The sequence below is a fragment of the Acinetobacter sp. GW821-FHT01E09 genome, assembly GCF_059422385.1.
On the sequence record NZ_JBWKWU010000001.1, the window covers coordinates 1,951,273 to 1,975,221 of the forward strand.

Consider the following 23,949-nt stretch of genomic DNA (forward strand, 5'->3'; position numbering starts at 1 on the left):
ATAAACGAATTGCCAACAGACCCTGTTCATTCAAAGTGAATAATAAAATTTCATGTTAAGCGCATGGATTGTGAAAAGTCATTTCAGTAGGTAAATATATGACCCAATGGAATATCCCCAATATTGTGGATGAGCTACAACAAGCTCGAAATGAATGGCGTACTCAACGTAAAAGCTTAAAAGACTTTGGCGGTAGGGAATTACCTTCAAAAGATGAAATTAAGAAAATCATGAATGATCTGTGTGGCATCTTGTTCCCCATGCGACTGGGGCCACCTGACCTACGCCAACAAAGTGAAAATTTTTATATTGCACATGCACTTGAGAAAACTTTGCACTCATTATTGGAGCAAGTCAAACTCAATTTAACCTATGATTATAAATATAAAAAGCACAACGAAAATGCCGATGTGATTGAGGTATTGGCACAAAGTATCGTCAGTGAATTTGCGCAAAAATTACCAGATCTACGCCGTATTTTAGATACAGATGTGATTGCGGCCTATGATGGTGATCCAGCAGCGCGAAGTGTCGATGAGGTTTTATTGTGTTATCCGGGTATTTTGGCAATTATTTACCATCGTATTGCACATGAGTTTTATAAAAAAGACTTGTCACTGTTGGCACGTTTAATTGCTGAGATTGCACATTCAAAAACTGGCATTGATATACACCCAGGCGCACAAGTCGATCAAGGTTTCTTTATTGATCATGGTACAGGTGTGGTGATTGGTGAAACCTGTATTATTGGTAAAAATGTACGGATTTACCAAGCCGTTACGCTTGGTGCTAAACGTTTTGAAATTGATGATTCTGGGCGTTTACAAAAAGAATATGCACGTCACCCAATCGTAGAAGACAATGTGGTGATCTATGCAGGTGCAACTATTCTTGGGCGTATTACTATTGGTCAAGGCGCTGTAATCGGTGGAAATGTATGGATTACTCAAAGCGTTGCAGCAAATAGTGCGGTTTCTCAAAGTTCTGCAACCAAGTCAGAAGTGTAAGCGCATTAAAAGCTTAATGAGTAGCTTAGCTTAAAATTTTTATGCGGTTAAAATGCTTCATTCAGAAAGTGGAATGATGTAGTGAGTTTGATCAACCGAGATGATCAGTTTATTTCTAATTTGATATATCCAAGCAGTGTCAATGGGCAGCTTAAATTGTTTATTTTGCCCATGTTGTTTGATTTCAAATACGTCATAGCCAATCGGTGTAAACCAGAATATATAATGATTTCCTGAACCTTGAACATCATCAATACTTTGATATTTTAGATATTTGGCATTTACAGTGGGTAACTCTACTGGCTTTTTGCATTCAGGCAGTCTTATCTCATCTTCCAACTTTGGCAGAAATTTGGAAAAATCGCGGCTATAGAGATAACTTTGTGGTGTTTTTAAGAGCTGTGTTTCGGGATCAAGAATTAAATAACATTCTGCTTGGTGCTGTTGTAGATAAAGCTTTAACTGTTGAATGAGCTTTAAATTAAAAGGTTCGGCAGGTTGAGCAGGATAATCATCTGGTGAAAAATCACGTTTTGGTTGTTCAGGCTTGTCTCTAAAAATATCTTTGAAATTTTCGATTACAGATTGCTGCTGTTGTTTATGTTCTTTTTGAGCTTCTGCGGCTGCTTTGGCCGAAATATATTGAGGATCAAAATAACCCGTTGTGCCATATTCTAAGACTTTCTTTTGATATGTTTTTTCTTGCACCATTTGCTCTAAAATTGTCTGAGCAAATGCAGTATAGGAAAATGAAGTCATGGCCGTTAAATTTTGCGTCTGTGCATTGAACAAATAAGCTTGCATTGGATCATTCACACCAGATTGAAAGGTTTTTATAGTGATGAGAAAGTGATTGTGATTTAAGGCGAAAATTTGATCGATCAATTGATTTGTTTGCGCAGCAATGAAATGAGGCTGAATCTGTTGATCATGATTTAGATCGTAAGTACATATTTTAAAATTCTTTACAGGGTTCTGTTTTACATGACTTTCAGGGCAATTGTAGACAATAAAATTTTCATTGATGGCTTTTCTATTCATATCATCAGAGGTTTTAAACCATGTGAATTCTAAGCCTGATATATTCGGTGTTAATTGCTGGATATGTTGGTGCGGAAATTCTTCACTATTTGGCGATTTGTAGCCACAGGCATACAGTGCAGATACTGCAATTAATACAGATAATGATTTACCGAAAGTCAACATTGTTCTTATACTAAAATCTCTCAATACTCCTTACTCTAAAAGCATATCGTTGAAAATACAAACGCTTAAAAAACTAATCTTCTATATTTTTCCATCATCTTACTTGAAAAATAACGTTTCAGCACAGATATTAATACTGAAATCCATTCCAAGTGTTTTGGTAAGTTTTTGAAAAATATATAAATTAATTCATTATTGCTATTGAAATCGAAAAAAACGTTCCCATTTATTATTCAAGTACAAAATTTGTTGTGAGGAATAACAAGAATGCGATTTGAAAAATTTACGAACCGCCTGCAGCAAGCCTTATCTGATGCACAATCTCAGGCAATGGGTAATGATAATACCGCTATTGAAGGTATTCATATTCTTTCCGTTTTATTGGAAGAACCATCCAATCTTAGCTTGTTGCAACAGTCAGGCGCCAATCTACCTGAGTTAAAAACAAAACTGCAAAAAGCCTTAACAGATGCGCCAAAAATTGGAACACCAACTGGAGATATCAATTTAAATCCAGAAGCTGTACGTGCGCTTAATTTGGCAGATAGTTTTGCTCAAAAAGCAGGAGATGAATTTTTATCTACCGACTGGGTGATCTTGGCACTTGCTGAAACAGGTGCAACCAAAACATTGTTAACCAGTGTAGGTGTAACAACCGACAAACTACGCAAAGCAATTGAAAATATTCGAGGTGGCGAACAAGTTATGGCAAATAACCATGAAGATCAGCGAGATTCACTCAATAAATATACCGTAGATTTAACGGCACGTGCTGCGGAAGGCAAACTCGATCCTGTGATTGGTCGTGATGAAGAAATTCGTCGTACCATTCAAGTACTGTCACGTCGGACTAAAAATAATCCAGTATTGATTGGTGAACCAGGTGTAGGTAAAACAGCGATTGTGGAAGGTCTGGCACAGCGTATTATCAATGGTGAAGTGCCTGAAGGCTTAAAGGGTAAACGTGTTTTATCGTTAGACTTAGGCTCGTTGTTGGCTGGTGCAAAATACCGTGGTGAGTTTGAAGAACGTTTAAAAGCCGTACTCAAAGATTTAGCTAAATTTGATGGCGAAATCATCCTATTTATTGATGAGCTACATACGCTTGTTGGTGCGGGTAAAGGTGATGGCGCAATGGATGCAGGTAATATGTTAAAACCTGCATTGGCACGTGGTGAATTACGTTGTGTGGGTGCAACAACACTGGATGAGTATCGTCAATTTATTGAAAAAGATGCAGCTTTGGAACGTCGTTTCCAAAAAGTTCTGGTGGACGAACCAAGTGTTGAAGACACCATTGCAATTTTACGTGGTCTAAAAGACAAATATGCAACGCATCATGGTGTGCAAATTCTTGACTCTGCCATTATAGCTGCTGCGAAAATGTCACATCGCTATATTACAGACCGTCAATTGCCAGATAAGGCGATTGATTTGATTGATGAAGCAGCATCACGTATCAAAATGGAAATTGACTCAAAACCTGAGCCACTTGACCGTTTAGACCGCCGTTTAATCCAATTAAAAATGCAATTGGAAGCGGTGAAAAAAGATGCAGATTCAGTCAGTAAAGCTGAAGTTGAGCATTTGGAAAAACAAATTGCAGATGTTGAAAAAGAATATAGTGATTTGGAAGAAATTTGGATTGCAGAAAAGCGTCTAGTCGATGGTACAAATCAGGCGCAAATCGAACTTGATAAAGCACGTACTGCATTTGAAAAAGCACAACGTGAAGGTGATTTGGCAGAAGCAAGTCGTTTGCAATATGGCGTGATTCCAGAGTTGCAAAAACGCTTAAATGAAGAAGAGGTTGCGGAAGTCAATGAAGAACCGAAACTGATTCGTACCAAAGTGACTGAAAATGAAATTGCAGAAGTGGTCAGTGCTGCAACCGGTATTCCTGTGTCAAAAATGCTACAAGGTGAGCGTGAGAAATTGCTCCATATGGAAGATTTCTTACACAACCGTGTGGTGGGACAGGATGAAGCTGTGGTTGCTGTCTCAAATGCAGTTCGTCGTTCACGTGCGGGCTTATCTGATCCAAATCGTCCAAGTGGTTCGTTCTTATTCCTTGGACCAACAGGGGTGGGTAAAACTGAGTTAACCAAGGCTTTAGGTAACTTCTTATTTGACAGTGATGATGCGATTATCCGTATCGATATGTCAGAGTTTATGGAAAAGCATTCGGTGAGTCGCTTGGTGGGTGCGCCTCCGGGTTATGTAGGTTATGAAGAAGGTGGTGTTTTAACTGAAGCAGTACGCCGCAAACCGTACAGTGTGGTGTTATTTGATGAAGTTGAAAAAGCCCATCCAGATGTATTCAACATATTATTACAAGTGTTGGATGATGGTCGATTAACAGACTCACAAGGCCGTGTGATTGACTTTAAAAATACCGTGATTGTGATGACATCGAACTTAGGTTCAAGTGATGTACGTGAACTCGGTGAAGGTGCCAGTGATGAAGATGTTCGTTTAACGGTGATGAATGCCGTATCACAACATTTCCGTCCTGAGTTTATTAACCGTATCGATGAATTGGTGGTGTTCCACTCGTTGAAAAAATCACAAATTCGTGGCATTGCGGATATTCAATTGGATCGTTTACGTTCACGTTTATCTGAACGAGACATTGGATTGAAAGTCGATGATCAGGCCTTTGATATTCTGATTGATGCTGGTTTTGATCCTGTATATGGTGCGCGTCCACTTAAACGTGCAATTCAACAACAGGTTGAAAATCCGTTGGCTCAGCAAATCCTTGCTGGTCAATTTACAGCAGGTGATACCATCTTAATCAGTGCTGAAAATGGTCAACTTGATTTTGGTAAATTAAAATTAAGTTAATTTATCCAGTATAACCAAAGCTAACTACCGCAAGGTGGTTGGCTTTTTTATTGGATAAGCATTTATATTTTTGCGTGTTACAGATTTCGATGATTAGAGCTTTAGTATTCTGTAAAAGTGTAAGCAAGATCAGTGCAAGTAGAGGTAAGCAATATCGGTGCAAGGCACTTGAGTGAAGACGGCTGAGCAGGAAGATGGCACATTAAGACTTTCCGCATTATAGGGAAAACACTACACATCACAGAATTATTGCAAAGGTTAAAAGCCTGTTTAATCCCCTAATCAAACTTCCAGAGGTATAGGGATGCATAGATTTATAAACCATCCCAAACTAGCAATCGGCGCAGCCTTGGCTCTTCATCATATTATTTTAATCATCAGATATTTATGCGTGTTTATTTAGGTTTTACCTATTATCGGGTTTTTCATGAATTTATTGAAAAAACGGTCAAAAATTGATAGTTTTTTCAATGAGGAATAATAAGAAAGGAAAAGTTGATCATGATGATCAAAGATAAGGACAAATCTGATTATTTAAAAATACTCGGTTTTCTCTTGATGGCATTCAGTTCGGTAGAGGCATTGGCAGATAAATTAGATGATCAAGATCTTGCGGAGCAATCTGTAGGTGTGGTTAAACTGTCACCCATTATTATTAAAGCTGTAAAGGAAAATGCACAACAACCTGTCGAAGAGCAAAATAACTTGCATAAACAAGTTGCTCAGGAAAGGTCAGACGATGCTAAAAAAGATGAAATTTATTCTACCGTGTTAACTGATTTCGAGTGGCAGAAAAAAGACCCAGATCCAAATCAACCTGGGGATAAATATTTAAAGCCACTTGAAAAATATAGAATAATTGAGGTTGGCTATAATCCATATCAACGCCATGATGTTCGAATTACAACCCAAGATCGTGTCACACTTTATATAGGACATGAAATTGACCCCGTGGCTTATAAATAAGCCCGAGGTCTTACCTGATTAAACAGGGAAGTGTTTAATTTTCCATGCTCTATGGATTTTTTGATTACGTTTGAAATCTAAGCCAATGGTTTCATTGGTGATCTCTTGTACATCAAACATTGCATCGATTTCTTCATCCATCTCAAAACCACGGTAGTTATTTGAGAAATACAACGTTCCCTCTGTGGTTAGACGGTTCATTGCACGTTTAAGTAAAGAAATATGGTCACGTTGCACGTCAAAAGTACCGTAGAATTTCTTTGAGTTTGAGAAGGTTGGTGGGTCAATAAAAATCATGTCATATTGTTCATGACCTTCTTTTAACCATTCAAAACAATCACTTGAGAAGAATTGATGCTGTTCATCTGGGTGATCAACCGTTAAGCCATTCAAGACAAAGTTTTCTTTAGACCAATTTAGATAAGTATTGGATAAGTCAACACTTGTCGTACTTGCAGCACCACCTAAAGCAGCGTGTAGACTTGCTGTAGAGGTATAACTATACAGGTTCAGGAAATGTTTTCCTTTAGCTTCAGCTGCAATACGTAGACGCATTTGACGGTGATCTAGGAATAATCCAGTATCCAGATAATCAGTCAAGTTGATTAAAATTTTGGCTTTACCTTCTTGTACGATAAAACGTTTAGATGCAGTACTTTGTTTTGCGTACTGGGTTTTACCTTCTTGACGGGCACGGGTTTTGATAAAGATCGCATCACGACCTAGACCTGTTACGGCACGGATTGAAGCCAAAGCAAGGTTAAAACGTTTTTTGGCTTTTTCTGGGTCAATGGTTTTTGGTGGTGCATATTCTTGAACATGTAAACGATCACCATACAAATCTACAGCGACATTAAAGTCTGGTAAATCTGCATCATAGAGACGTAAACAATAAATATCTTCTTTTACAGCCCATTTCTTCAAAGCTTGCATATTTTTTTGCAAACGATTGGTAAAGTCTTCTGCACCTTCAATTTTTTCAAATTGTTGAGGTTGCCAATCTGCAAGGAAAGGTTTAACCACAGCTGCTGGTTTAATATCACCAAAACGGATATAAATTGGCAATTTACCATTCATTAAACGTAAGATTTGTGGATTGTTAAATGCCAATACATCAGCTTGTTCAACAGCCGCTGCGATAACGGCAGCATGTTGATTGGGGAAATTCTTTTGTAGAAGTGCTGACAGACCCAGATATAAAGCTCGGTTAGAAGCTTTTTCCCCTAAACGCTCACCATAGGGTGGGTTGGTGACAATAAATGAAGTTTTGCCTTCAGCTTGGAAATCAGGCCAATCTGCTAAAGTACGCTCTTCAATTTGAATTTGATCCAGTTGTTGCTCAAATCCAGCAGCAATAATATTTTGTTTGGTTGCTTTTACTGCTTCCCAATCTGCATCATAAGCATAGAATTTAGGTAAAGGTTGTTCTAAGGCAACTTTATGACGTTCAGCTGCTTCAGCTTTAATCGACATCCATAACTCATGATCATGTCCATTCCAGCCATTAAAGCCGAAACGGCGCACTAAACCAGGTGCACGATCAGTTAGGATCATCAATGATTCAATAATAAAGGTTCCTGAACCACACATTGGGTCAAGAATAATTTCTGGATTGCGTTGTTTAAGCTGTGCTTTTTGTAGGATAGCGGCGGCTAGGTTTTCTTTTATTGGGGCATCTGTCATAAAACGACGATAGCCACGCTTATGTAAAGAATCCCCAGATAAATCTAAACAATAGGTGTGTTCAGTTTTTCCAGCAAGCACATACAGGGTAATTTCAGGCTGTTTAATGTCGATACTTGGACGTTTACCGACAGCTTCCATGAAAGAATCAACCACACCATCTTTAACACGTAAAGTTGCAAACTGTGTATTGACTTTAATATCACGTTCTACGTGAAGACGAATTGCGAAAGTACTTTGTGGTGCAAAAATAAGTGACCAATCAAAATTGATCGCACCTTCATAAAGTTCTTCTGCAACGTCACGTGCGTCATGGGTAAATTCAAGTTCATGAACATGGATCGGTGTTAGTACACGAGAAGCTAAACGTGACCACATACAAACACGGTATGCATCTTCGAGTTTGCCTTTAAAGATCAAACGTCCAGGAAATTTTTCAATATCTTGAATCCCTAAACCTTGAATTTCTTCTTGCAGTAAGGTTTCTAGTCCATCTGCACAGGTAACCCAATATGTAGAAAGACGTGGTTTCGAATTCATGAATATTTCCAAAGACATTAAAAAAGCAATCGCGTATTTTAGCGTATTTTAATGACGAAAACTTATAGAATGGCCTTTTAAGTCCGAAATTTTATAAAAAGTACTAAATTCAGTTAAAAATTTGGGTTTTTTGCTTGAAATATATTCAAATATCAATATGTAGATAAGATCAAATAACGAATTTAAAAAATGCTCAGTCTTATTGTTTCAATGTTTATTTTTTCGCTGTCTATGTCGATTTCACCAGGACCTGTGAATTTAACTATCTTAACCAGCAGTATGAATTATGGTGTAAATGCAACTTTTGCATTTATTTCAGGAGCGACTATTGGTTTTACCTTGTTATTGGCATCAGTCTGTTTTGGTTTGTATCAAATGATTGTGATCTATCCTGTACTTCTTGATGTGATCACGATTTTAGGTACAGTTTTATTGTTGTGGATTGGGCTCAATATTCTACGTGCAAAAGGGACCGTTATCTCAAGTCAACCCCATGATGAAGCAAAAATACCAACCTTTATACAAGGTGCATTAATGCAATGGCTAAATCCTAAAGCATGGATTGCCGCAGTGGCAGGTACAGGGCTATTTTCAATCGGGCATATCCATGCTGTTTTATTAGTTTTTGTAGCGATTTATTTTGTTGTCTGTTATCTATCTTTAGTACTGTGGGGGATTGCTGGTGAAAAGTTAGCAAGCTTTTTAAATACAGGAAATCGGGCGCGTCTTTTTAATATCGTGATGGGATTGTTATTAATTTTGATTTCATTGGAAATGTGTTGGCGCTATTTTTATCATTAAAATTTGATTTAAAATTCTTTTATTCAACGTATGCCTTAAAAATGCGTATGCATTATTAATTCATTTAATGGTGTGATTTTGGTACACAATTTGCTTAATTATCCATCGTATTGGCTCAGAAATTTAATTGAATTTTTAATGAATTAATAAATACGGGGATTTCTATGCAAGATCTTAACAACAGCAGATTTGTTGCACATGCAGATGCGTTTTCCATTGGGGCATTAATCTTAACGCGATTAAGACGTGTGACAGGGCGTGTGATTGATGTGATGTATTTAGTGGATAATAAAAGCTATGCACAGTATGTGATTGATATGTCATTGGCGACTCAAGATCCAGAATTAAATCGTCATGCCTTGCGCTTACAGCATTTATTAGAACAGGAACAACCAGCTTCTTCTGTGAATACAGTAACGACAACACAAGTTGAGCAAAGCGAGGAAGCATATGTTTCTGGTGCAACAGAAGAAGAAATTTATCGGGCACAAGTTTCACATCACTATATTGGTGCATTGAGATAAGTCGAGTATTAAGCTCTAACTATTGGGTTAGAGCTTAATGAATACAGTGTGATTAAAATTAAAACTCATTTATAGTGTTTTTTAAGCTGAGTATGTGTGTGAGAAAATCGCTTGAGTTATACGAAATTCAATGCAGAAATTAGCAAATATTTAAAAAACAACCAAATGATTTACGTGGGTAGGGCTGATGAGTCGCAACAACAAACTGAGCTACGATTAAGTCATTATCATCAGGCAAAGGCTGCTGTGTTTAAACTGTGGATTGAACAGAAAAAATATAAAGAATTAATCTCCTGTGCGCATGGGCGTTGGTATCCTTATGAGGATTTTACTCTGCCATTGGCACAATATTTTGCTGCTCAACAGGATTTGGCACATTTAAAATTTCTTTGTGAACACGAGATCCGCTTTCGTTTAGAAGATACCTTAAAGTGCTTAAAACGTGTAAAAGAATATGATGCGACATTAACCAATATACAAATATCGGAATATCAACTGCATGATTTTGATCCACAAAAGTATCATCCAATAGCAGAATTACTTAAATGGCGTAATCAAGCCTTGCTGCGAATAGATGCTTATATTGAGCTGTTAAAAGATCAATCAGATATTGACTACCTCAATATGATTCAGCAACTTCGAGAAAAATTGATGAACTTAACACTCAAACTTGCAGACTTAAAGCAGATCAAATTTAAAATTTGATCGCTGACTTTTATGACTATTTGTCCAAAACTTCAACTGCCAAAGAAAAAGAAAATCTGTATAATACGTTAACTTAACCTCTAAGGAATCTCTCATGCACTTGGCGGCATTGCATACACCGAGTCAGATTCAACTCAATAATGACGGAAACTTAAAGCATTTCCTGACCATCGAAGGTCTTTCTAAAGCAACCCTCACCAAAATTCTAGATACAGCCCATTCCTTTATAAATGATCAAAATCAACTGATAACGACACCACTTTTAGAAGGTCGTACAGTGATGAACTTATTCTTTGAAAATTCGACACGTACCCGAACTACTTTTGAAGCAGCTGCAAAACGCTTATCTGCAAATGTATTGAATATTGATATTGCACGATCAAGTACTTCAAAAGGGGAAACATTGCGCGATACGCTATGGAACCTCGAAGCGATGGCAGCAGATATTTTTGTTGTGCGCCACTCTTCATCAGGCGCAGCGCATTTTATTGCTGAAACAGTTTGTCCGCATGTTGCAATCATCAATGCTGGAGATGGGCGTCATGCTCATCCAACTCAAGCAATGTTAGATATGTTAACCATTCGCCGCGAAACCAAAAAGAACTTTGAAGACATTAGTCTGGCAATTATTGGTGATATTAAGCATTCGCGTGTTGCACGTTCAGATATCGCAGCTTTACAGACTTTAGGCTGTAAAGATATTCGTGTGATTGCACCAAATACTTTGCTTCCATGCGGTTTTGATGAATATGGTGAAGGCGTTCGCTTGTTCAATAAAATGGATGAAGGCATTAAAGACTGTGATGTGATCATTACTTTACGTATTCAAAATGAACGTATTGATTCGCCAGCTTTGTCGTCACAAGCTGAATTTTACAAAATGTATGGTTTAAATAAAGACCGTCTTGCCATGGCTAAACCTGATTGTATTGTTATGCATCCGGGACCGATGAATCGTGGTGTAGAGATTGATTCTAGTATTGCTGATGGTGCACAGTCGGTAATTTTGCATCAAGTGACCAATGGTATTGCAGTGCGAATGGCTGTTTTGGCTTTGGCAATGCAAGGTCAGTTGCAAGAGAAAGGTTTGTTAGAAGCAATTGCGGTTTAAGGTTAAGGATAAAGTCATGAGTAGTGTAAAAATTGAAAATGTACGTGTCTTAGACCCAATTAAAAAAACTGACACTGTACAAACGGTTTATGTTGAACATGGAAAAATAGTCGAATCATCTGCCAATGTCGTAGATACAATAGACGGACAAGGAAAATGGTTGATACCGACCATGGTTGATTTGTGTGCACGATTACGTGAGCCAGGTCAGCAACAGCATGGTACCTTGAAGTCAGAAGGTAAAGCGGCACGTGAAAATGGTATTTTGCATGTATTTACCCCACCTGATTCAAAGCCGATCGTGCAGGACAATGGTGCTTTGATTCATGGACTTGTAGAAAAAGCCATGTTAGATGGTGGTATTCATTTACAAGTGATTGGTGCGCAAACCCAAGGTTTAAATGGTAAACAACCCGCAAATATGGCAGGTTTAAAAAAGGGTGGTTGTACTGCTGTTTCAAACGCCTATGCTACTTTTAAAGATGATGATGTGGTTCTGCGTACTCTGGAATATGCAGCTGGTTTAGACATGACCGTGGTGTTTTATCCAGAAGAGCACCAGATCGCAAAAGATGGTTGTGTACATGAGGGGTTTATTGCCTCACGTCAGGGACTACCTATGATTCCAGCACTGGCTGAAACAGTTGCTATTGCGAAATATCTATTGATGATTGAAGCAACAGGTGTCCAAGCGCACTTTGGTTTGCTTTCAAGTGGTGCATCTGTAGAGTTGATTAAAATTGCAAAAAGCAAAGGTTTGCCTGTGACGGCAGATGTTGCAATGCATCAATTGCATTTAACAGAACACTTGATTGATGGTTTTAATTCTTTGGCACATGTGCGCCCACCATTGCGTGCTGAAAAAGATAAAGAATTACTGCGCCAAGGTGTCAAAGACGGTGTGATTGATGCGATTTGTACCCATCATGAACCTTTAAGTGGTTCTGCGAAATTAGCGCCTTTTGCTGAAACTTTACCCGGTATTAGCGCATTTGATACCTATGTGTCTTTTGGGGTGCAATTGGTTCGTGAAGGTTTGTTTGAACCTTTAGAATGGGTTGAAAAAGTCACGCTTGCTCCTGCAAAAGTGGCCAATATGACGGATCGTTGGGTCAAAGAATCGGGTTGGGCTTTGGTTGATCCAGATTTAGAATGGGTTGTTAACAATGACAGTATTTTATCTCATGGAAAAAATACGCCATTAATCAATCAAAAAATGGTCGGTAAAGTGCTACAAACGTTTACTGCCTAAGCTGTAAAATTTACATAAGCGCAAAAATTGAAACAAAAAGCCAGCATAAGCTGGCTTTTCAAATAGATATTGAACACGCTGTGCTACAAAAAGCTATTATAACTATTAGAATTTAATCACTAGAATAAAAAATGATCAATAAAATGATTTTTAATGTGACAAATACAACAATGAAATCGGAGTGTCCAAAATTATGAATATTATTGAGCTTCTAAAAGAACGAGTGACCACAAAAGTTTTACAGGGTGATCTTCAGTTTCAAGATGAAAAAATCGGTGCTTTAAGTGCCTTTTATCCCATTCTCCTCTCTGTTTTAAAATCAAAACCAGAACTTATTAATACACTTCAACAAAATCTAAATCCTCGCTTAGGCGATATTTTCAGTCATCAACCAGAAACGGTCGCACATTTTTTAGGGCTGGTTGCGGGCAATGCACCAACCCAAGAAATTGAAACCACATTAAACCATTCCATCGCTCCGACTTTATCATTACTTGCGGATCAAGCAGGTTCAGATGATAAGCATGAAATTTTTGATTTTATCAAAGCGCAATGGAACAATATTCAAGATGCTTTGCCAGCTTGGGCAACAGGATTATTTGCCACATTGGGTTTAAGTGTGGGCGGTCTTGGTTTCGCAGCCACAACGCAAGCTGCTCCTGTTGCTGAGGCTGTTATTCCCCCTGTAGAACCTGTGGCACCGATACCTGTACAAAGTGTATCTCCCACACCAGTACCCCTTGATACGTCTACAATCACAGCAAATTCGATGCAAGATGAACCTAAAAAATCCAATTGGTTATTGCCAATTATCGCTTTGTTGGTGATTGCCGGATTAGCAGCATTGTTATTTAAACAATGCAGTAGCAAACCGCCTGTAGGGGGAGATCCAGTAAGCAGTGGTGCTTCACAAGCTGTTGCTGATGTGCAAGCCGCTGAACTGCAAATTTCTACAGATGCTGAAGGTAAATTAGCAAGTTGTCAGGCACAATCGAGCAGTCAATCTTTACTGGATAGTTTAAAAACCAGTATTGCTTCAGTATTTGGCCAAACCGATCATTGTCAACTTACAGCCAGTGCTGCTTATGCTGCTGATTTGCCAGATCAAAATGCTGTAGATCAGGTGTTGGCTAAAATTAAAGGCATTCCAAACATTTCATTGGCTTGGATTGGTGAACAACTTAGCATTCAAACACCAGATTTAGCGCAAGCACAAAAATTGGCAGATGAGTTAAAAGCTGTTGCGCCTAACCTACACATTTCTGCGCAGCAAACAGCCGATGCAAATACAGCGCCAACCAGTAGTGCTGCAAATGTAGATACAAGTAATTCACAAGCTGATCAAGCACTTTCAAGCATTCAGGCAGATAAAGCCAATGTAAATGATATTGCGGCTGCATTGAATTTACAGGTCATTAATTTTGCGACAGGTTCTTCAGGTATTCCAGAAGCCAATAAAGCGATTTTGGATAAAGCAGCGAATTTGTTAAAGCAACTACCAGATGCAAAACTCGTGGTCAAAGGTTATACCGATAATGTTGGAAATGCAGATTCAAACAAAAAATTATCTGAAAAACGCGCAAAATCAGTTGTTGCATATTTGGTTGAAAAGGGCGTCCATACCTCACAGTTAACAGCTGAAGGACATGGTCAAGATAATCCAATTGCAGATAATTCAACCAAAGAAGGGCAATTTAAAAACCGCCGTATTGAGTTTGAAGTACTTGGTGCAACAACACCATAATCCTTTTGAGTGGTATGTTCTGTGCTAAAACGGGCATAAATTGTATAAAAAGCTTCTGAATATCCAGAAGCTTTTTATTTTTTACTCGAAAATTCTTCAATTATTTGGTTAAATGAGCCACATAAAAATATGATCGGATAAACAATGAATAAATCATTAAACCCATTATTTATGATTGCTGCGATTTCTAGTACCTTGATGCTGTCAGGCTGTGATTACTTCAAAAAGAAAAAAGATGAAGGTAATGCTGAACTTGCAGAGTGGAGTTGTACCAATCAAGATAATATCAATCAAATTCAAAAATATTTGAAAGATGAGTATTTGCGTGAAGTCGCAGATAATATTAAAAATTCTGGTTATGAAGCTGACCAAGCATTACTTCAGAAAATTAACAACGCTTTAAAGTTTGAAGTGAAGAATGTTCGTACGATCACTGAAGACTCGTCTAAAACCAATCAGCTGGAATGTGAAAGTCAGTTAGTGGTTCAATTCCCGAAAGGCTTACAACAGCGTGCTGAAAACTCATATGCAGAATTTGGGCAAGAGTGTGAGGAGGGATGTGAGGGTGATGGGTATCGCAGCATACGTGAATATATCGAAGCTGGTGAATCTAAACTGGTATTGGCCAATGATCAGCTGAAAGGCAAGTTTAATTATAATGTTGTGAAAACCGACAAAGATGGTTTAACCCTTGATGTACTTAATCAAGATGCTGTTATTCAAGGGGTAACCTTTGTTACAGTGAAAGCGGTGCAATACGCAGCCTATATGAAAGAAAATAAAGACATGCGTGACCGCGAACAGGTCAATCAAATTGAAAATGCAGAGCAAACAGCGCTCGCGCAAAAAGCCATGGATATCCGTAAAAAAGAGCTAGATGAAGAAAAGCTCAAACAAGTTGATCGTTTAAACCAGACTTGGGACAATCTGAGTGATGAACAAAAAGAACAATTTAAGCAAGATCAAACAGAATGGTTTGAAAAACGTGATGTTGATTGTAAAGTCATTTCACAGAAAAGTTTTGGCGATATTCCAGACAGTGAAATTGAAACCTATCAGCAACAACGTCAATATTGGGATGATGCGATGTCTCAGCAAAATAAAGAGATGCAATATACCAAGTGCTTTAATAAACGTACCGCTGAGCGAATTATTTATTTAAACAATGCACTAAATTGATGTAATCATCATAATCTGAGAGGGATGAATTGATTCATCCCTTTTTTATTGGCATGCTGTCAGTATATTTAAAGTTTTAGATGTCGATATGCGTATTAGTATTGTTGGTTCAGGTCGTGTTGCTACACATTTTGCAAAAGTACTGTCAAAACAACATTATATTGTTCAGATTTATAGTCGGGATTTAAATAATGCACAACGCTTAGCCCAGCAGGTGAATGCTCAGGCTATTGATGCCGTTCAATGTATAGATCCTGAAATTGATTTATTGATTATTGCAGTGAGTGACCAAGCCATTGCACAAGTCATCCAAACGATTCATTCACAACTTTCAGATGTTTTGATTGTTCATACTTCTGGCAGTACCAATCTCAATATATTGACCGAACACCATGTAAAATCTGGGGTTTTTTATCCCTTACAAACTTTTAGCTTTGAACGTGAAGTGGATTGGCATAATACCCCGTTGTTTATTGAAACGGCTTTGCAAGATGATTTGTCTACTTTAACGACGCTAGCAAATAACCTAAGTAATCAGGTTTATTCATATAATTCATCGCAGCGGCTGAGCTTACATTTGGCAGGGGTGTTTGCCTGTAATTTTACAAATTATTGTTATGACATGGCTAAACAAGTGGTTGATGCACAGCAGGTCGATTTTAATTTACTGTATCCATTAATTTTGGAAACAGCAAAAAAAGCCACTCAAAATGATCCTGAAACAATGCAGACGGGTCCTGCAAGGCGTGGAGATGTGAATATTTTAAATATGCATCAGCGCATGTTACAGGATATGGGGCGGGAAGATCTTAAAGATGCCTATACACTTTTAAGCCAACAGATACAGAAAAAACACTCACTTGATTAAGTGAGTGTTTTATCAATCGTATCTTTTTAAGTCAATTGAGATCTAGTTTAAAGCAGCGTGATCTGCACCGATTGTGACAATAACACCAATACAAAACAGGCTACAGTAGATAAAAAACCAGATGATCATGCGTTTAAAGGCTTTGTCTGAAATCGAGCTATCAGCATATTGTGGTTTTTTAGGGCTTTTGTCATCATTCATCGCAAAATCTCTTTCTGCTTAATATAGGTTCATTATGGATAGAAACATGTTCACACTGTAGATACAAAAAATTAGAAAAAAACTATAACAGATAGGTAAGCAATGATGAATCTGTTATAAAAATTCAGCTTATGACCTTACTGATTTACCAATAATATAAATCAATTGGTTTAATGCATTTTGAATCTTTTCATTCATTTCAAATGAACAATTCATCCGAATAAAGTGATTTTGTTGATTACTAATATTAAATAAGCTGCTCGGCGCGACACTGACACCGTGTTCTAACATGTGCTGATAGATCTCATTACTATCGACTTGTTCAGGTAATTCAATCCATAAAAAGTACCCTGAAGGATAATAATTGACATGACATTGTTCAGGTAAATGAGTTTTTAAATAATTAAAATATTGTTTTTTATAGCGTTGCAAGGTGGATCGTAAAGTTTTTAAATGTTTTTCATAATGACGATGGGAAAGATATTCAACCAAAGCATTTTGGATAAATGAGTTGACTGAAAGGGTACTCATAAGTTGAGTGTGCTGAATATGTTCAGAGAATTTACCTGCATAGACCCAACCGATACGAAAACCTGCACCTAATATTTTGGAAAAAGAAGAACAATGTAGTACCCAATTTTGTTGATCAAAATACTTCATCGAGAGGGGTTTTTTCTGATCGTAGTAAAGTTCTTCATAGACATCATCTTCAATCAAATAAATCTGATATTGGTTGAGTAACTTCGCCAATTTTAATTTAATTTCATCACTCACAGTAAAGCCAATTGGATTTTGACCGTTTAACATCATCAAACACACTTTAATTGGATATTTTAAAATTGCGTGTTCGAATGCTTCTAAATCAATGCCATGTTCAGGATGTTCTGGAATCGTAATTACCTTTAATCCGAGTCGTTCAGCTGCTTGCCATGCACCATAAAAAATCGTCTGTTGTAATAAAATATAGTCCCCAGCTTGTGTAAGTGCTTGCAATGAAAGATTTAATGCATCTAATCCACCAGATGTAATCACAATATCAGATGGATCAGTGGGGATGCCTTGCATAGCATATTTCTGAGCAATAATTTTTCTCAGTTGATAATTTCCAGGTGGTAGACTGGGTGTCTGTTCATAGCTACGCCGTTGTCGAGCAAGCTGCCCAAGCGTTTGTATCAGTTTAGCGGAATAGAGTAACTGGCTATTGGGAAAGGCAGAACCTAAAGGGATAATGTGTTCAGACTGGGTTGATTTTAAATATTTAAAAACAACTGAGTTAATTTCAACTGTTTCATTAATCGCATGTAATGTAGTAGGGTGATCTGAGTTTTGTTCTACAACAAAATACCCTGACTTTTCTTTTGAATAAATCAGTCCTTGTGCTTCAAGCTCTTGATAAGCATTCATCACCGTAATCAGGCTTAAACCTGATTGCTCAACCTGTTGACGTAGTGAGGGTAACTTTTCATGTGCTTTCCACGTCCCATTTTCAATCAATAATTTTAGGCTATGGGCCAGCTGTTCAGATTTATACATAGGTCAATGCAAGTGGGTATTTAAAATAACTATAACAGAAGCAATCAGCACAGCTCTATCTGTTATATATTTTTTCTAAAATTTTGTGGCTATATTTCTTTTTGATTTCTTTTCAAAATAGTCGCACGCGATGCAGTATAGAATGAGGCAGGGATATGTTTGTTACGACTCAGTTGAATGTGCTCACACAAGTTTTATTTGAGCATGGTTGCTCTGAAAAAGTGATAGAACAGCTCAACCAAAGATTTGTAAACTTAGAAGCAACATTGTTGCGTGCCAAAGTCTTACGTGAATTTTCAAAAAAAAAGAGCACAGCAATTATCCAATCTGCAATTGCTTCAAATCATTTAAGTCTGGCTTATTTGTTTTCACCGTTTATTTTGGCGAATTTAAATCAAACCGTGCTTTACTCAACACTTTTGACTGTACAAGTTCAAGATATTTTAAAACCTTATTATCAGGTTGAAAAAACCATGAACTTGACCAAGGATGATGTCGTTCTAGAAAGTTTAAATCTATTTTTAGATCTACAAGATCAAACATGGGATGCACAGGAATTTGTTTATTTTCAGTTGTTCAAAGCACTGACTCAGGCAGAAGTTTATCGTATCTTTTTAATTACAGATCAACGGATCAATCCAGATTATTTGTTTGAAATAGAATGTTTTTTTAACGTTCGAATTTTCTTGGTAAATAGCGAAAATGATCAAGATGATATAAATCTGCAATTAGATCATCATGATCATAAATTAAACATGCAGAAGCTTTTGTTTAAATATAAAGATGATTTTTATGTGACTTTATGTCGTAAATTTTCAGAAATGAATGCTAAAATTTTAAATTTATCAGGTCTTTATGATCTAGCTCAAGCGCAAAACCTAGTCGAAGATATGTTTTATTCTGAACATATTTATGAAAAAATATCGGTTTATGCTGAATATATGCAGACACGATTACAGAACAATGTGTTTAGTCCAAAGTTCAAATCTGTGTCAAGTTTGCAAGTTTAGAGGCTCTTAATCAATGAAGAAGCTGTAACCAAAGTTACAGCTAAATCGAGATTTAATTAACTGATTTTCTTAAAAATAAAGTCATTAATCTTATGACCTGCCTCAATACCACGACGTTCAAACTTGGTTTGTGGACGCCATTCAGGACGAGGATAGCTATTGCCTTTGCCTGCTAAATTTTCTAAACGAGGACGATTGTCTAAAACATCGAGCATCCATTCAGCATACGGTTCCCAGTCTGTTGCAGCATGGAATGTACCACCAATTTCGAGTTTTTCTTCAACCAATGGCATACGATCATGAGAAACAAAACGGCGTTTAAAATGACGTTTTTTCTGCCAAGGATCAGGGAAATAAAGTTGAACTGTATTGATACTATTGTCAGGCATTTCACGCAGAACTTGGATTGCATCTGCATCTAAAACACGGAGGTTTTTAACTTCTGCCATACCTGCTTCATAAACACATTGCGCAATACCTGGCACATGCACTTCGATTCCAACGAAATTACGTTCAGGATTGGCTTTTGCCATCAGGACCAAAGAGCGGCCCATACCAAAACCAATTTCTACCGTAAGTGGGCGTTCTGGATGTTCAAAGTGTTGACGTAAATCACCAACAGGGTATTCCAAAATTAAATCACGATGTTGTTCAAGCGCAGTACGTTGTGAAGTATTGAGCGGTGACGATCTACGCATAAATGTCACAATTTCACGGTGTTCTTGCAAATTGTCTAATTCTACAATTTGTGCTTCAATTTGATCGTTTGACATGATTTAGGTAATACTAGAAATCTAAAAGGCGTATTGTAAGTGCTGAGCTTCGCAAGTCAAATTTTTTATAGAATTTCATTCAATTCTAATAAATTTACGATGAAAACTGGATAAAATAAAATCATTAACGCGCTCTGAGTCAAAGACTGTTCCTGTTACTCAATGCGTCGTTATGTTCATTTAGACTTTGTCTAATTAACTCGATTAATTCCCGCGATGCTTTAGGTAGTGCTTTATCTTTTAACCAAATCAGATAAATCGGAACGGAAAGTTGATTGTAGGTATTTTTAAAATCAATTTGGATTAAACGCCCAGCATCAATATGTGATTTGACCAATGAATATGGGAAATTTCCCCATCCTAAGCCGATCTCAACCATATCAATCGCCGTTTGTAGATCATTGGTTCGCCAATAAGATGCAGCAATTACCGATCTTAAATCTGCAATATCAAGCGCGCTACTCGCAACAACAATTTGCCGAACATTAACCAAATCCTCGATATAAATAGGATGGACTGCTTGATTCATCAAGGCATGATTTGCAGATATCGTTGCAACAACAACCTCCATGCTGACTAACTGTAAATGTTCTTGCATTTTAATATGTTGCCCTGAACCCGCTAAACAAATTGTGATTTGTTCTGAATACAGTAAATGCAAAATATCATCTTGTGGTGCAGTAATGATTTCGATATTGAGCAGTGGGTATTTTGCTGCAAGTTTATCAATAGCTTGTAAAAGCTTTTGATTGTTTACATCCGATACAACCCCTATTTTTAAGGTACTCTCCAAACCTAAGGACAGTTCATAAGCATGTTTACTCAATTGTTTTAATTGTTCTGAGATGATTCTTGCTTGTGGGGCTAGGGCAAGTGCTGACGCTGTTGGAATCACTTTGCGGGGTGTTCTTTCAAACAGTTGTAAACCTAATTCTGCCTCAATATTTGCGATGCCCATACTGACAGCTGATGGTACTTTATTTAAGGCACGAGCCGCAGCAGAAAATGAGCCTGTATCCAGTACTTTTACAAATAATTCTATATTTTCGCTGGTGAAATTCATAATTGGTATCAGTCAAACTGAAAGCTATTGTCTTTATCTATTATTATAACTGAAATTAAAATAGCTTTTTTGAAAATCTGTTTGGGTAAGTTTATGCAAGGTCTTAAACGTAGAGTAATTTATGTAAGTACCTATGAAATCATTGGATTGGGTATTTCTTCTTTAGGGCTGGCACTACTTTCGGGTACACAATTAACCCATACGGGGCCTTTAGCTTTCCTGATTACCACGATTGCTGTGAGCTGGAACTTTATTTATAACTTAATTTTTGAAGCATGGGAAAAACGCCAAACTTTACGACAACGTACGGTAAAACGCCGTGTAGCTCATGCGATCGGATTTCAATTAACCTTGGTGGTTTTTCTTATTCCATTGATTGCATGGTGGATGAATATTAGTTTTCTAGAGGCATTTTTATTAGATGCGGCTTTAATTGTTATCATTCCAATTTATACCTTTATTTTTAATTGGTCTTTTGATCGTTTATTTGGTGTTCCACATTCTGCTCAAGCTTAAAATGTAGTTGTTTCTGCTTAAGTTATTTGCCCATTCAATTGAATGGGCAATAATTCAGGTTTTTTCTAGCACAATAATTTCTATTTAATGCTTTAAATTTATACGACAGCTGATGTCGCAACAATAAAAAAATCACCATTGTTGACCGCTCATAATTTATATAATCACTAAAGTTCATTCGGAAAATTAGGTGTGAGTGATGACAGAGCGTATTAGAGAAAAACTGCAAATTTTAGCAGATGCTGCGAAGTATGATGTGTCATGTTCATCCAATGGCAGTAACCGTAAAAACAAAGACAGTGGGCTAGGCAATACGGGGGCTGGAATTTGCCATAGTTATACCGAAGATGGTCGATGTGTGTCGCTGCTTAAAATCTTATTTTCCAATGTGTGTATTTTTGATTGCTCATATTGTGTTTCTCGCCGTTCTAATGATGTCAAACGAGCTGCTTTTACGGTACAAGAAGTTGTTGATTTAACCATTAATTTTTATAGAAGAAATTATATCGAAGGGCTGTTTCTCAGTTCAGGAATTTTTAAGTCAGCTGACTATACGATGGAACGCATGCTACAAGTTGTTAAAAAGTTACGATTAGAAGAAAACTTTAATGGCTATATTCATTTGAAAACAATTCCAGGTGCTTCACAGGAGATTATCCATGAGGCAGGACTTTATGTAGATCGGATGAGTATCAATTTAGAAATGCCTACCGCAGAAGGTTTAAAAAAGTTTGCCCCTAAAAAAACCCATGACGAAGTGCAAAAAGATTTGGGCATTGTTCGCGATCGTTTGATTCAATTTAAAGATGAAAGAAAAATTATAAAAACTGTGCCGAAGTTTGTTCCAGCAGGACAAACAACTCAAATGGTGGTGGGTGCACATAACGAAACGGATCAGGATATTATCTTAATGGCTGATCGCCATTACAAAGAATTTAAACTCAAACGGGTATATTTTTCGGGCTATATTCCGATTAATGATGAAGAAAAAGCATTGCCTTCAGTGGGTTCAGCACCGCCATTACTGCGTGAAAATAGACTGTATCAATCTGATTGGTTAATGCGGTTTTATGGCTTTGAAGCAAATGAAATTGTTAATGCAAAGCATCCAAATTTAGATTTAGATATCGACCCAAAACTGAGTTGGGCACTACGTCATCCTGAACAATTTCCTATCGATATCAATCAAGCTGAATATCGAATGATCTTAAGAGTCCCAGGAATTGGGGTACGTTCAGCTAAGAAAATTGTTCAAGCACGTCGCTTTGGTAAAATTCATATTGATCAAATCAAAAAACTGGGAATTGCGTATAACAGGGCAATGCATTTTATTCGTTGTGCTGATACCCCTCCATTTTTAAAAGATCAATTACCCAGTCAAATTCGCCAGAAAATATTACAGACAGGGCATTCAAAATATACTCAACAACTTTCACCCCAGTTGGACTTGTTATTCTAAATGGCGAAATATATTTTTGATGGGACCATGACAGGGATTTTGTGCTGTGTATTTCGTGCATTTCAATTTAAAGAGTTTGATGTCATTGTCTCAAGTGAAAACAACACTCAAGCCGCTTTATTTGATGAAACGATTTTTGTTGAATCCAATGACGCTCAAGCCAACAGAGTTTGGCAAGGCCTAAAGTTAAAAGTTTCAGCAAGTGGTTTACGTAATTTTTATTATACTTTTTTATCTGAACAGGAAGACGCATTTCAACATCTATTTAATTTTAGTGTTTATGCCTTTTTCGCTCAAAAAGCGATTGATCGAGATTTTGGTCATCCAGATGTTTTGGCACTGTCAAAATGGGCCAAACAAGTGGGAAGAGAAAAGCACCGTATGGAAGCTTTTGTTCGCTTTAAAAAATGTAAAGATGAATTATTTTTAAGCTTAGTTAAGCCAGATTTCAATGTTTTGCCTTTGATCGAAAAGCATTTTAAAGCCAGATATCAAGACCAGCGCTGGCTTATTTATGATGAAAAACGAGATTTTGGTATCTATTATGATTTAAGACAGGTTCATCAAGTCAATATGAATGTCTTAGAGATTGATCAAAATATTCATCAAGGCTCTAGTCAGGATTTTAGTGTTGAATTAGATCATCAAGAGGTCTTATATGATCAGCTTTGGAAAGATTATTTTAACAGTGTAAATATTTCAGCGCGGAAAAACATTAAACTACATATTCAATATGTACCAAAGCGATATTGGCGTTATATGAATGAGAAAACGATTTAAATATTTTTAAATCAATAATATGGGTTCGGTTTTGATGTCTAGCTGATTTTCTCTATTACATTCATGAATGAGTTTGGAAATTTGTCAGTTTTTAGGTATTAAACTTGATTCTCTGATTATTCTATATTTCTAAGACTCGTGTTTTTTTAATTGAGTTTTTTCGAAATCAAAAACCTTATAA

General features: G+C 37.1%; 21 protein-coding genes. 15 read left to right on the forward strand and 6 right to left on the reverse strand.

Annotated elements, in window-relative coordinates; all coding sequences use genetic code 11:
* Positions 1–98 precede the first annotated feature (98 nt).
* A complete protein-coding gene (epsC, locus tag AC07U8_RS08835) occupies positions 99–1,007 on the forward strand; it encodes a serine O-acetyltransferase EpsC (protein WP_004820985.1) in 909 nt (302 codons plus the stop codon).
* A 57-nt stretch (positions 1,008–1,064) separates the two neighbouring features.
* Here the strand turns inward: epsC and AC07U8_RS08840 are convergent, their stop codons facing one another.
* A complete protein-coding gene (locus tag AC07U8_RS08840; protein WP_494737713.1) occupies positions 1,065–2,213 on the reverse strand; it encodes a hypothetical protein in 1,149 nt (382 codons plus the stop codon).
* Positions 2,214–2,480: 267 nt separating this feature from the next.
* Between AC07U8_RS08840 and clpB the strand changes: the two genes are divergently transcribed.
* The gene (clpB, locus tag AC07U8_RS08845; RefSeq protein ID WP_004820987.1) at positions 2,481–5,060 is read left to right on the forward strand and encodes an ATP-dependent chaperone ClpB; all 2,580 of its coding nucleotides are present in this window, start codon (positions 2,481–2,483) and stop codon (positions 5,058–5,060) included.
* A 501-nt stretch (positions 5,061–5,561) separates the two neighbouring features.
* Positions 5,562–6,026 (forward strand): hypothetical protein, encoded by a 465-nt coding sequence (locus AC07U8_RS08850; protein ID WP_151802052.1) that lies wholly within the window; start codon positions 5,562–5,564, stop codon positions 6,024–6,026.
* A gap of 18 nt (positions 6,027–6,044) precedes the next feature.
* Here the strand turns inward: AC07U8_RS08850 and rlmKL are convergent, their stop codons facing one another.
* Positions 6,045–8,249: a bifunctional 23S rRNA (guanine(2069)-N(7))-methyltransferase RlmK/23S rRNA (guanine(2445)-N(2))-methyltransferase RlmL gene (gene rlmKL / locus AC07U8_RS08855; RefSeq protein WP_004721106.1), complete on the reverse strand. Its 2,205-nt coding sequence runs from the start codon at positions 8,247–8,249 to the stop codon at positions 6,045–6,047.
* A 189-nt stretch (positions 8,250–8,438) separates the two neighbouring features.
* Between rlmKL and AC07U8_RS08860 the strand changes: the two genes are divergently transcribed.
* From AC07U8_RS08860 to AC07U8_RS08895, 8 genes are all read left to right on the forward strand, one after another.
* Positions 8,439–9,050 (forward strand): LysE family translocator, encoded by a 612-nt coding sequence (locus tag AC07U8_RS08860; RefSeq protein WP_494737714.1) that lies wholly within the window; start codon positions 8,439–8,441, stop codon positions 9,048–9,050.
* Positions 9,051–9,214: 164 nt separating this feature from the next.
* Positions 9,215–9,574 (forward strand): hypothetical protein, encoded by a 360-nt coding sequence (locus AC07U8_RS08865; RefSeq protein WP_096733940.1) that lies wholly within the window; start codon positions 9,215–9,217, stop codon positions 9,572–9,574.
* Positions 9,575–9,685: 111 nt separating this feature from the next.
* Positions 9,686–10,279 (forward strand): hypothetical protein, encoded by a 594-nt coding sequence (locus AC07U8_RS08870; RefSeq protein ID WP_096733941.1) that lies wholly within the window; start codon positions 9,686–9,688, stop codon positions 10,277–10,279.
* 94 nt (positions 10,280–10,373) lie between these two features.
* Positions 10,374–11,390 carry an aspartate carbamoyltransferase catalytic subunit gene (locus AC07U8_RS08875; RefSeq protein WP_004721095.1) on the forward strand — a complete coding sequence of 339 codons (1,017 nt, stop codon included), beginning with the start codon at positions 10,374–10,376 and terminating at the stop codon, positions 11,388–11,390.
* Positions 11,391–11,406: 16 nt separating this feature from the next.
* Positions 11,407–12,642: a dihydroorotase gene (locus AC07U8_RS08880; protein WP_004820993.1), complete on the forward strand. Its 1,236-nt coding sequence runs from the start codon at positions 11,407–11,409 to the stop codon at positions 12,640–12,642.
* Positions 12,643–12,835: 193 nt separating this feature from the next.
* The gene (locus AC07U8_RS08885; RefSeq protein WP_494737715.1) at positions 12,836–14,386 is read left to right on the forward strand and encodes an OmpA family protein; all 1,551 of its coding nucleotides are present in this window, start codon (positions 12,836–12,838) and stop codon (positions 14,384–14,386) included.
* Positions 14,387–14,530: 144 nt separating this feature from the next.
* Positions 14,531–15,565, forward strand: coding sequence for a lysozyme inhibitor LprI family protein (locus tag AC07U8_RS08890; RefSeq protein ID WP_096733944.1), 1,035 nt, complete (start codon positions 14,531–14,533; stop codon positions 15,563–15,565).
* Positions 15,566–15,653: 88 nt separating this feature from the next.
* Positions 15,654–16,433 (forward strand): Rossmann-like and DUF2520 domain-containing protein, encoded by a 780-nt coding sequence (locus AC07U8_RS08895; RefSeq protein WP_494737716.1) that lies wholly within the window; start codon positions 15,654–15,656, stop codon positions 16,431–16,433.
* Between the two features lie 42 nt (positions 16,434–16,475).
* Here AC07U8_RS08895 and AC07U8_RS08900 read toward each other — a convergent pair whose 3' ends face one another.
* Together AC07U8_RS08900 and AC07U8_RS08905 are read right to left on the reverse strand one after the other, a co-directional pair.
* Positions 16,476–16,634, reverse strand: coding sequence for a hypothetical protein (locus tag AC07U8_RS08900; RefSeq protein WP_004721086.1), 159 nt, complete (start codon positions 16,632–16,634; stop codon positions 16,476–16,478).
* A gap of 129 nt (positions 16,635–16,763) precedes the next feature.
* Positions 16,764–18,167, reverse strand: a complete 1,404-nt coding sequence (locus tag AC07U8_RS08905; RefSeq protein WP_494737717.1) for an aminotransferase-like domain-containing protein — start codon at positions 18,165–18,167, stop codon at positions 16,764–16,766.
* Positions 18,168–18,322: 155 nt separating this feature from the next.
* Here AC07U8_RS08905 and AC07U8_RS08910 point away from each other — a divergent pair, with 155 nt between their 5' ends.
* The gene (locus AC07U8_RS08910) at positions 18,323–19,177 is read left to right on the forward strand and encodes a hypothetical protein (RefSeq protein WP_494737718.1); all 855 of its coding nucleotides are present in this window, start codon (positions 18,323–18,325) and stop codon (positions 19,175–19,177) included.
* Positions 19,178–19,233: 56 nt separating this feature from the next.
* Here the strand turns inward: AC07U8_RS08910 and trmB are convergent, their stop codons facing one another.
* The gene (gene trmB / locus AC07U8_RS08915) at positions 19,234–19,950 is read right to left on the reverse strand and encodes a tRNA (guanosine(46)-N7)-methyltransferase TrmB (protein WP_096733948.1); all 717 of its coding nucleotides are present in this window, start codon (positions 19,948–19,950) and stop codon (positions 19,234–19,236) included.
* A gap of 139 nt (positions 19,951–20,089) precedes the next feature.
* Positions 20,090–21,013, reverse strand: a complete 924-nt coding sequence (locus AC07U8_RS08920) for a LysR family transcriptional regulator (protein WP_494737719.1) — start codon at positions 21,011–21,013, stop codon at positions 20,090–20,092.
* Between the two features lie 93 nt (positions 21,014–21,106).
* Here AC07U8_RS08920 and AC07U8_RS08925 point away from each other — a divergent pair, with 93 nt between their 5' ends.
* From AC07U8_RS08925 to AC07U8_RS08935, 3 genes are all read left to right on the forward strand, one after another.
* Complete coding sequence (locus AC07U8_RS08925) at positions 21,107–21,529, forward strand: PACE efflux transporter (protein ID WP_494737720.1); 423 nt, start codon at positions 21,107–21,109, stop codon at positions 21,527–21,529.
* A 199-nt stretch (positions 21,530–21,728) separates the two neighbouring features.
* Positions 21,729–22,988 carry a putative DNA modification/repair radical SAM protein gene (locus tag AC07U8_RS08930; RefSeq protein ID WP_494737721.1) on the forward strand — a complete coding sequence of 420 codons (1,260 nt, stop codon included), beginning with the start codon at positions 21,729–21,731 and terminating at the stop codon, positions 22,986–22,988.
* On the forward strand, positions 22,989–23,768 hold the full coding sequence (locus AC07U8_RS08935) for a TIGR03915 family putative DNA repair protein (protein ID WP_494737722.1): 780 nt from the start codon (positions 22,989–22,991) through the stop codon (positions 23,766–23,768).
* The last annotated feature ends 181 nt before the right edge of the window (positions 23,769–23,949 follow it).

Bases quoted from the DNA above. Each gene is read 5' to 3' on its own strand.
- epsC (WP_004820985.1), top strand. From the start codon at position 99: ATGACCCAATGGAATATCCCCAATATTGTGGATGAGCTACAACAAGCT.
- AC07U8_RS08840 (WP_494737713.1), bottom strand. From the start codon at position 2,213: ATGTTGACTTTCGGTAAATCATTATCTGTATTAATTGCAGTATCTGCA.
- clpB (WP_004820987.1), top strand. From the start codon at position 2,481: ATGCGATTTGAAAAATTTACGAACCGCCTGCAGCAAGCCTTATCTGAT.
- AC07U8_RS08850 (WP_151802052.1), top strand. From the start codon at position 5,562: ATGATGATCAAAGATAAGGACAAATCTGATTATTTAAAAATACTCGGT.
- rlmKL (WP_004721106.1), bottom strand. From the start codon at position 8,249: ATGAATTCGAAACCACGTCTTTCTACATATTGGGTTACCTGTGCAGAT.
- AC07U8_RS08860 (WP_494737714.1), top strand. From the start codon at position 8,439: ATGCTCAGTCTTATTGTTTCAATGTTTATTTTTTCGCTGTCTATGTCG.
- AC07U8_RS08865 (WP_096733940.1), top strand. From the start codon at position 9,215: ATGCAAGATCTTAACAACAGCAGATTTGTTGCACATGCAGATGCGTTT.
- AC07U8_RS08875 (WP_004721095.1), top strand. From the start codon at position 10,374: ATGCACTTGGCGGCATTGCATACACCGAGTCAGATTCAACTCAATAAT.
- AC07U8_RS08880 (WP_004820993.1), top strand. From the start codon at position 11,407: ATGAGTAGTGTAAAAATTGAAAATGTACGTGTCTTAGACCCAATTAAA.
- AC07U8_RS08885 (WP_494737715.1), top strand. From the start codon at position 12,836: ATGAATATTATTGAGCTTCTAAAAGAACGAGTGACCACAAAAGTTTTA.
- AC07U8_RS08890 (WP_096733944.1), top strand. From the start codon at position 14,531: ATGAATAAATCATTAAACCCATTATTTATGATTGCTGCGATTTCTAGT.
- AC07U8_RS08895 (WP_494737716.1), top strand. From the start codon at position 15,654: ATGCGTATTAGTATTGTTGGTTCAGGTCGTGTTGCTACACATTTTGCA.
- AC07U8_RS08900 (WP_004721086.1), bottom strand. From the start codon at position 16,634: ATGAATGATGACAAAAGCCCTAAAAAACCACAATATGCTGATAGCTCG.
- AC07U8_RS08905 (WP_494737717.1), bottom strand. From the start codon at position 18,167: ATGTATAAATCTGAACAGCTGGCCCATAGCCTAAAATTATTGATTGAA.
- AC07U8_RS08910 (WP_494737718.1), top strand. From the start codon at position 18,323: ATGTTTGTTACGACTCAGTTGAATGTGCTCACACAAGTTTTATTTGAG.
- trmB (WP_096733948.1), bottom strand. From the start codon at position 19,950: ATGTCAAACGATCAAATTGAAGCACAAATTGTAGAATTAGACAATTTG.
- AC07U8_RS08920 (WP_494737719.1), bottom strand. From the start codon at position 21,013: ATGAATTTCACCAGCGAAAATATAGAATTATTTGTAAAAGTACTGGAT.
- AC07U8_RS08925 (WP_494737720.1), top strand. From the start codon at position 21,107: ATGCAAGGTCTTAAACGTAGAGTAATTTATGTAAGTACCTATGAAATC.
- AC07U8_RS08930 (WP_494737721.1), top strand. From the start codon at position 21,729: ATGACAGAGCGTATTAGAGAAAAACTGCAAATTTTAGCAGATGCTGCG.
- AC07U8_RS08935 (WP_494737722.1), top strand. From the start codon at position 22,989: ATGGCGAAATATATTTTTGATGGGACCATGACAGGGATTTTGTGCTGT.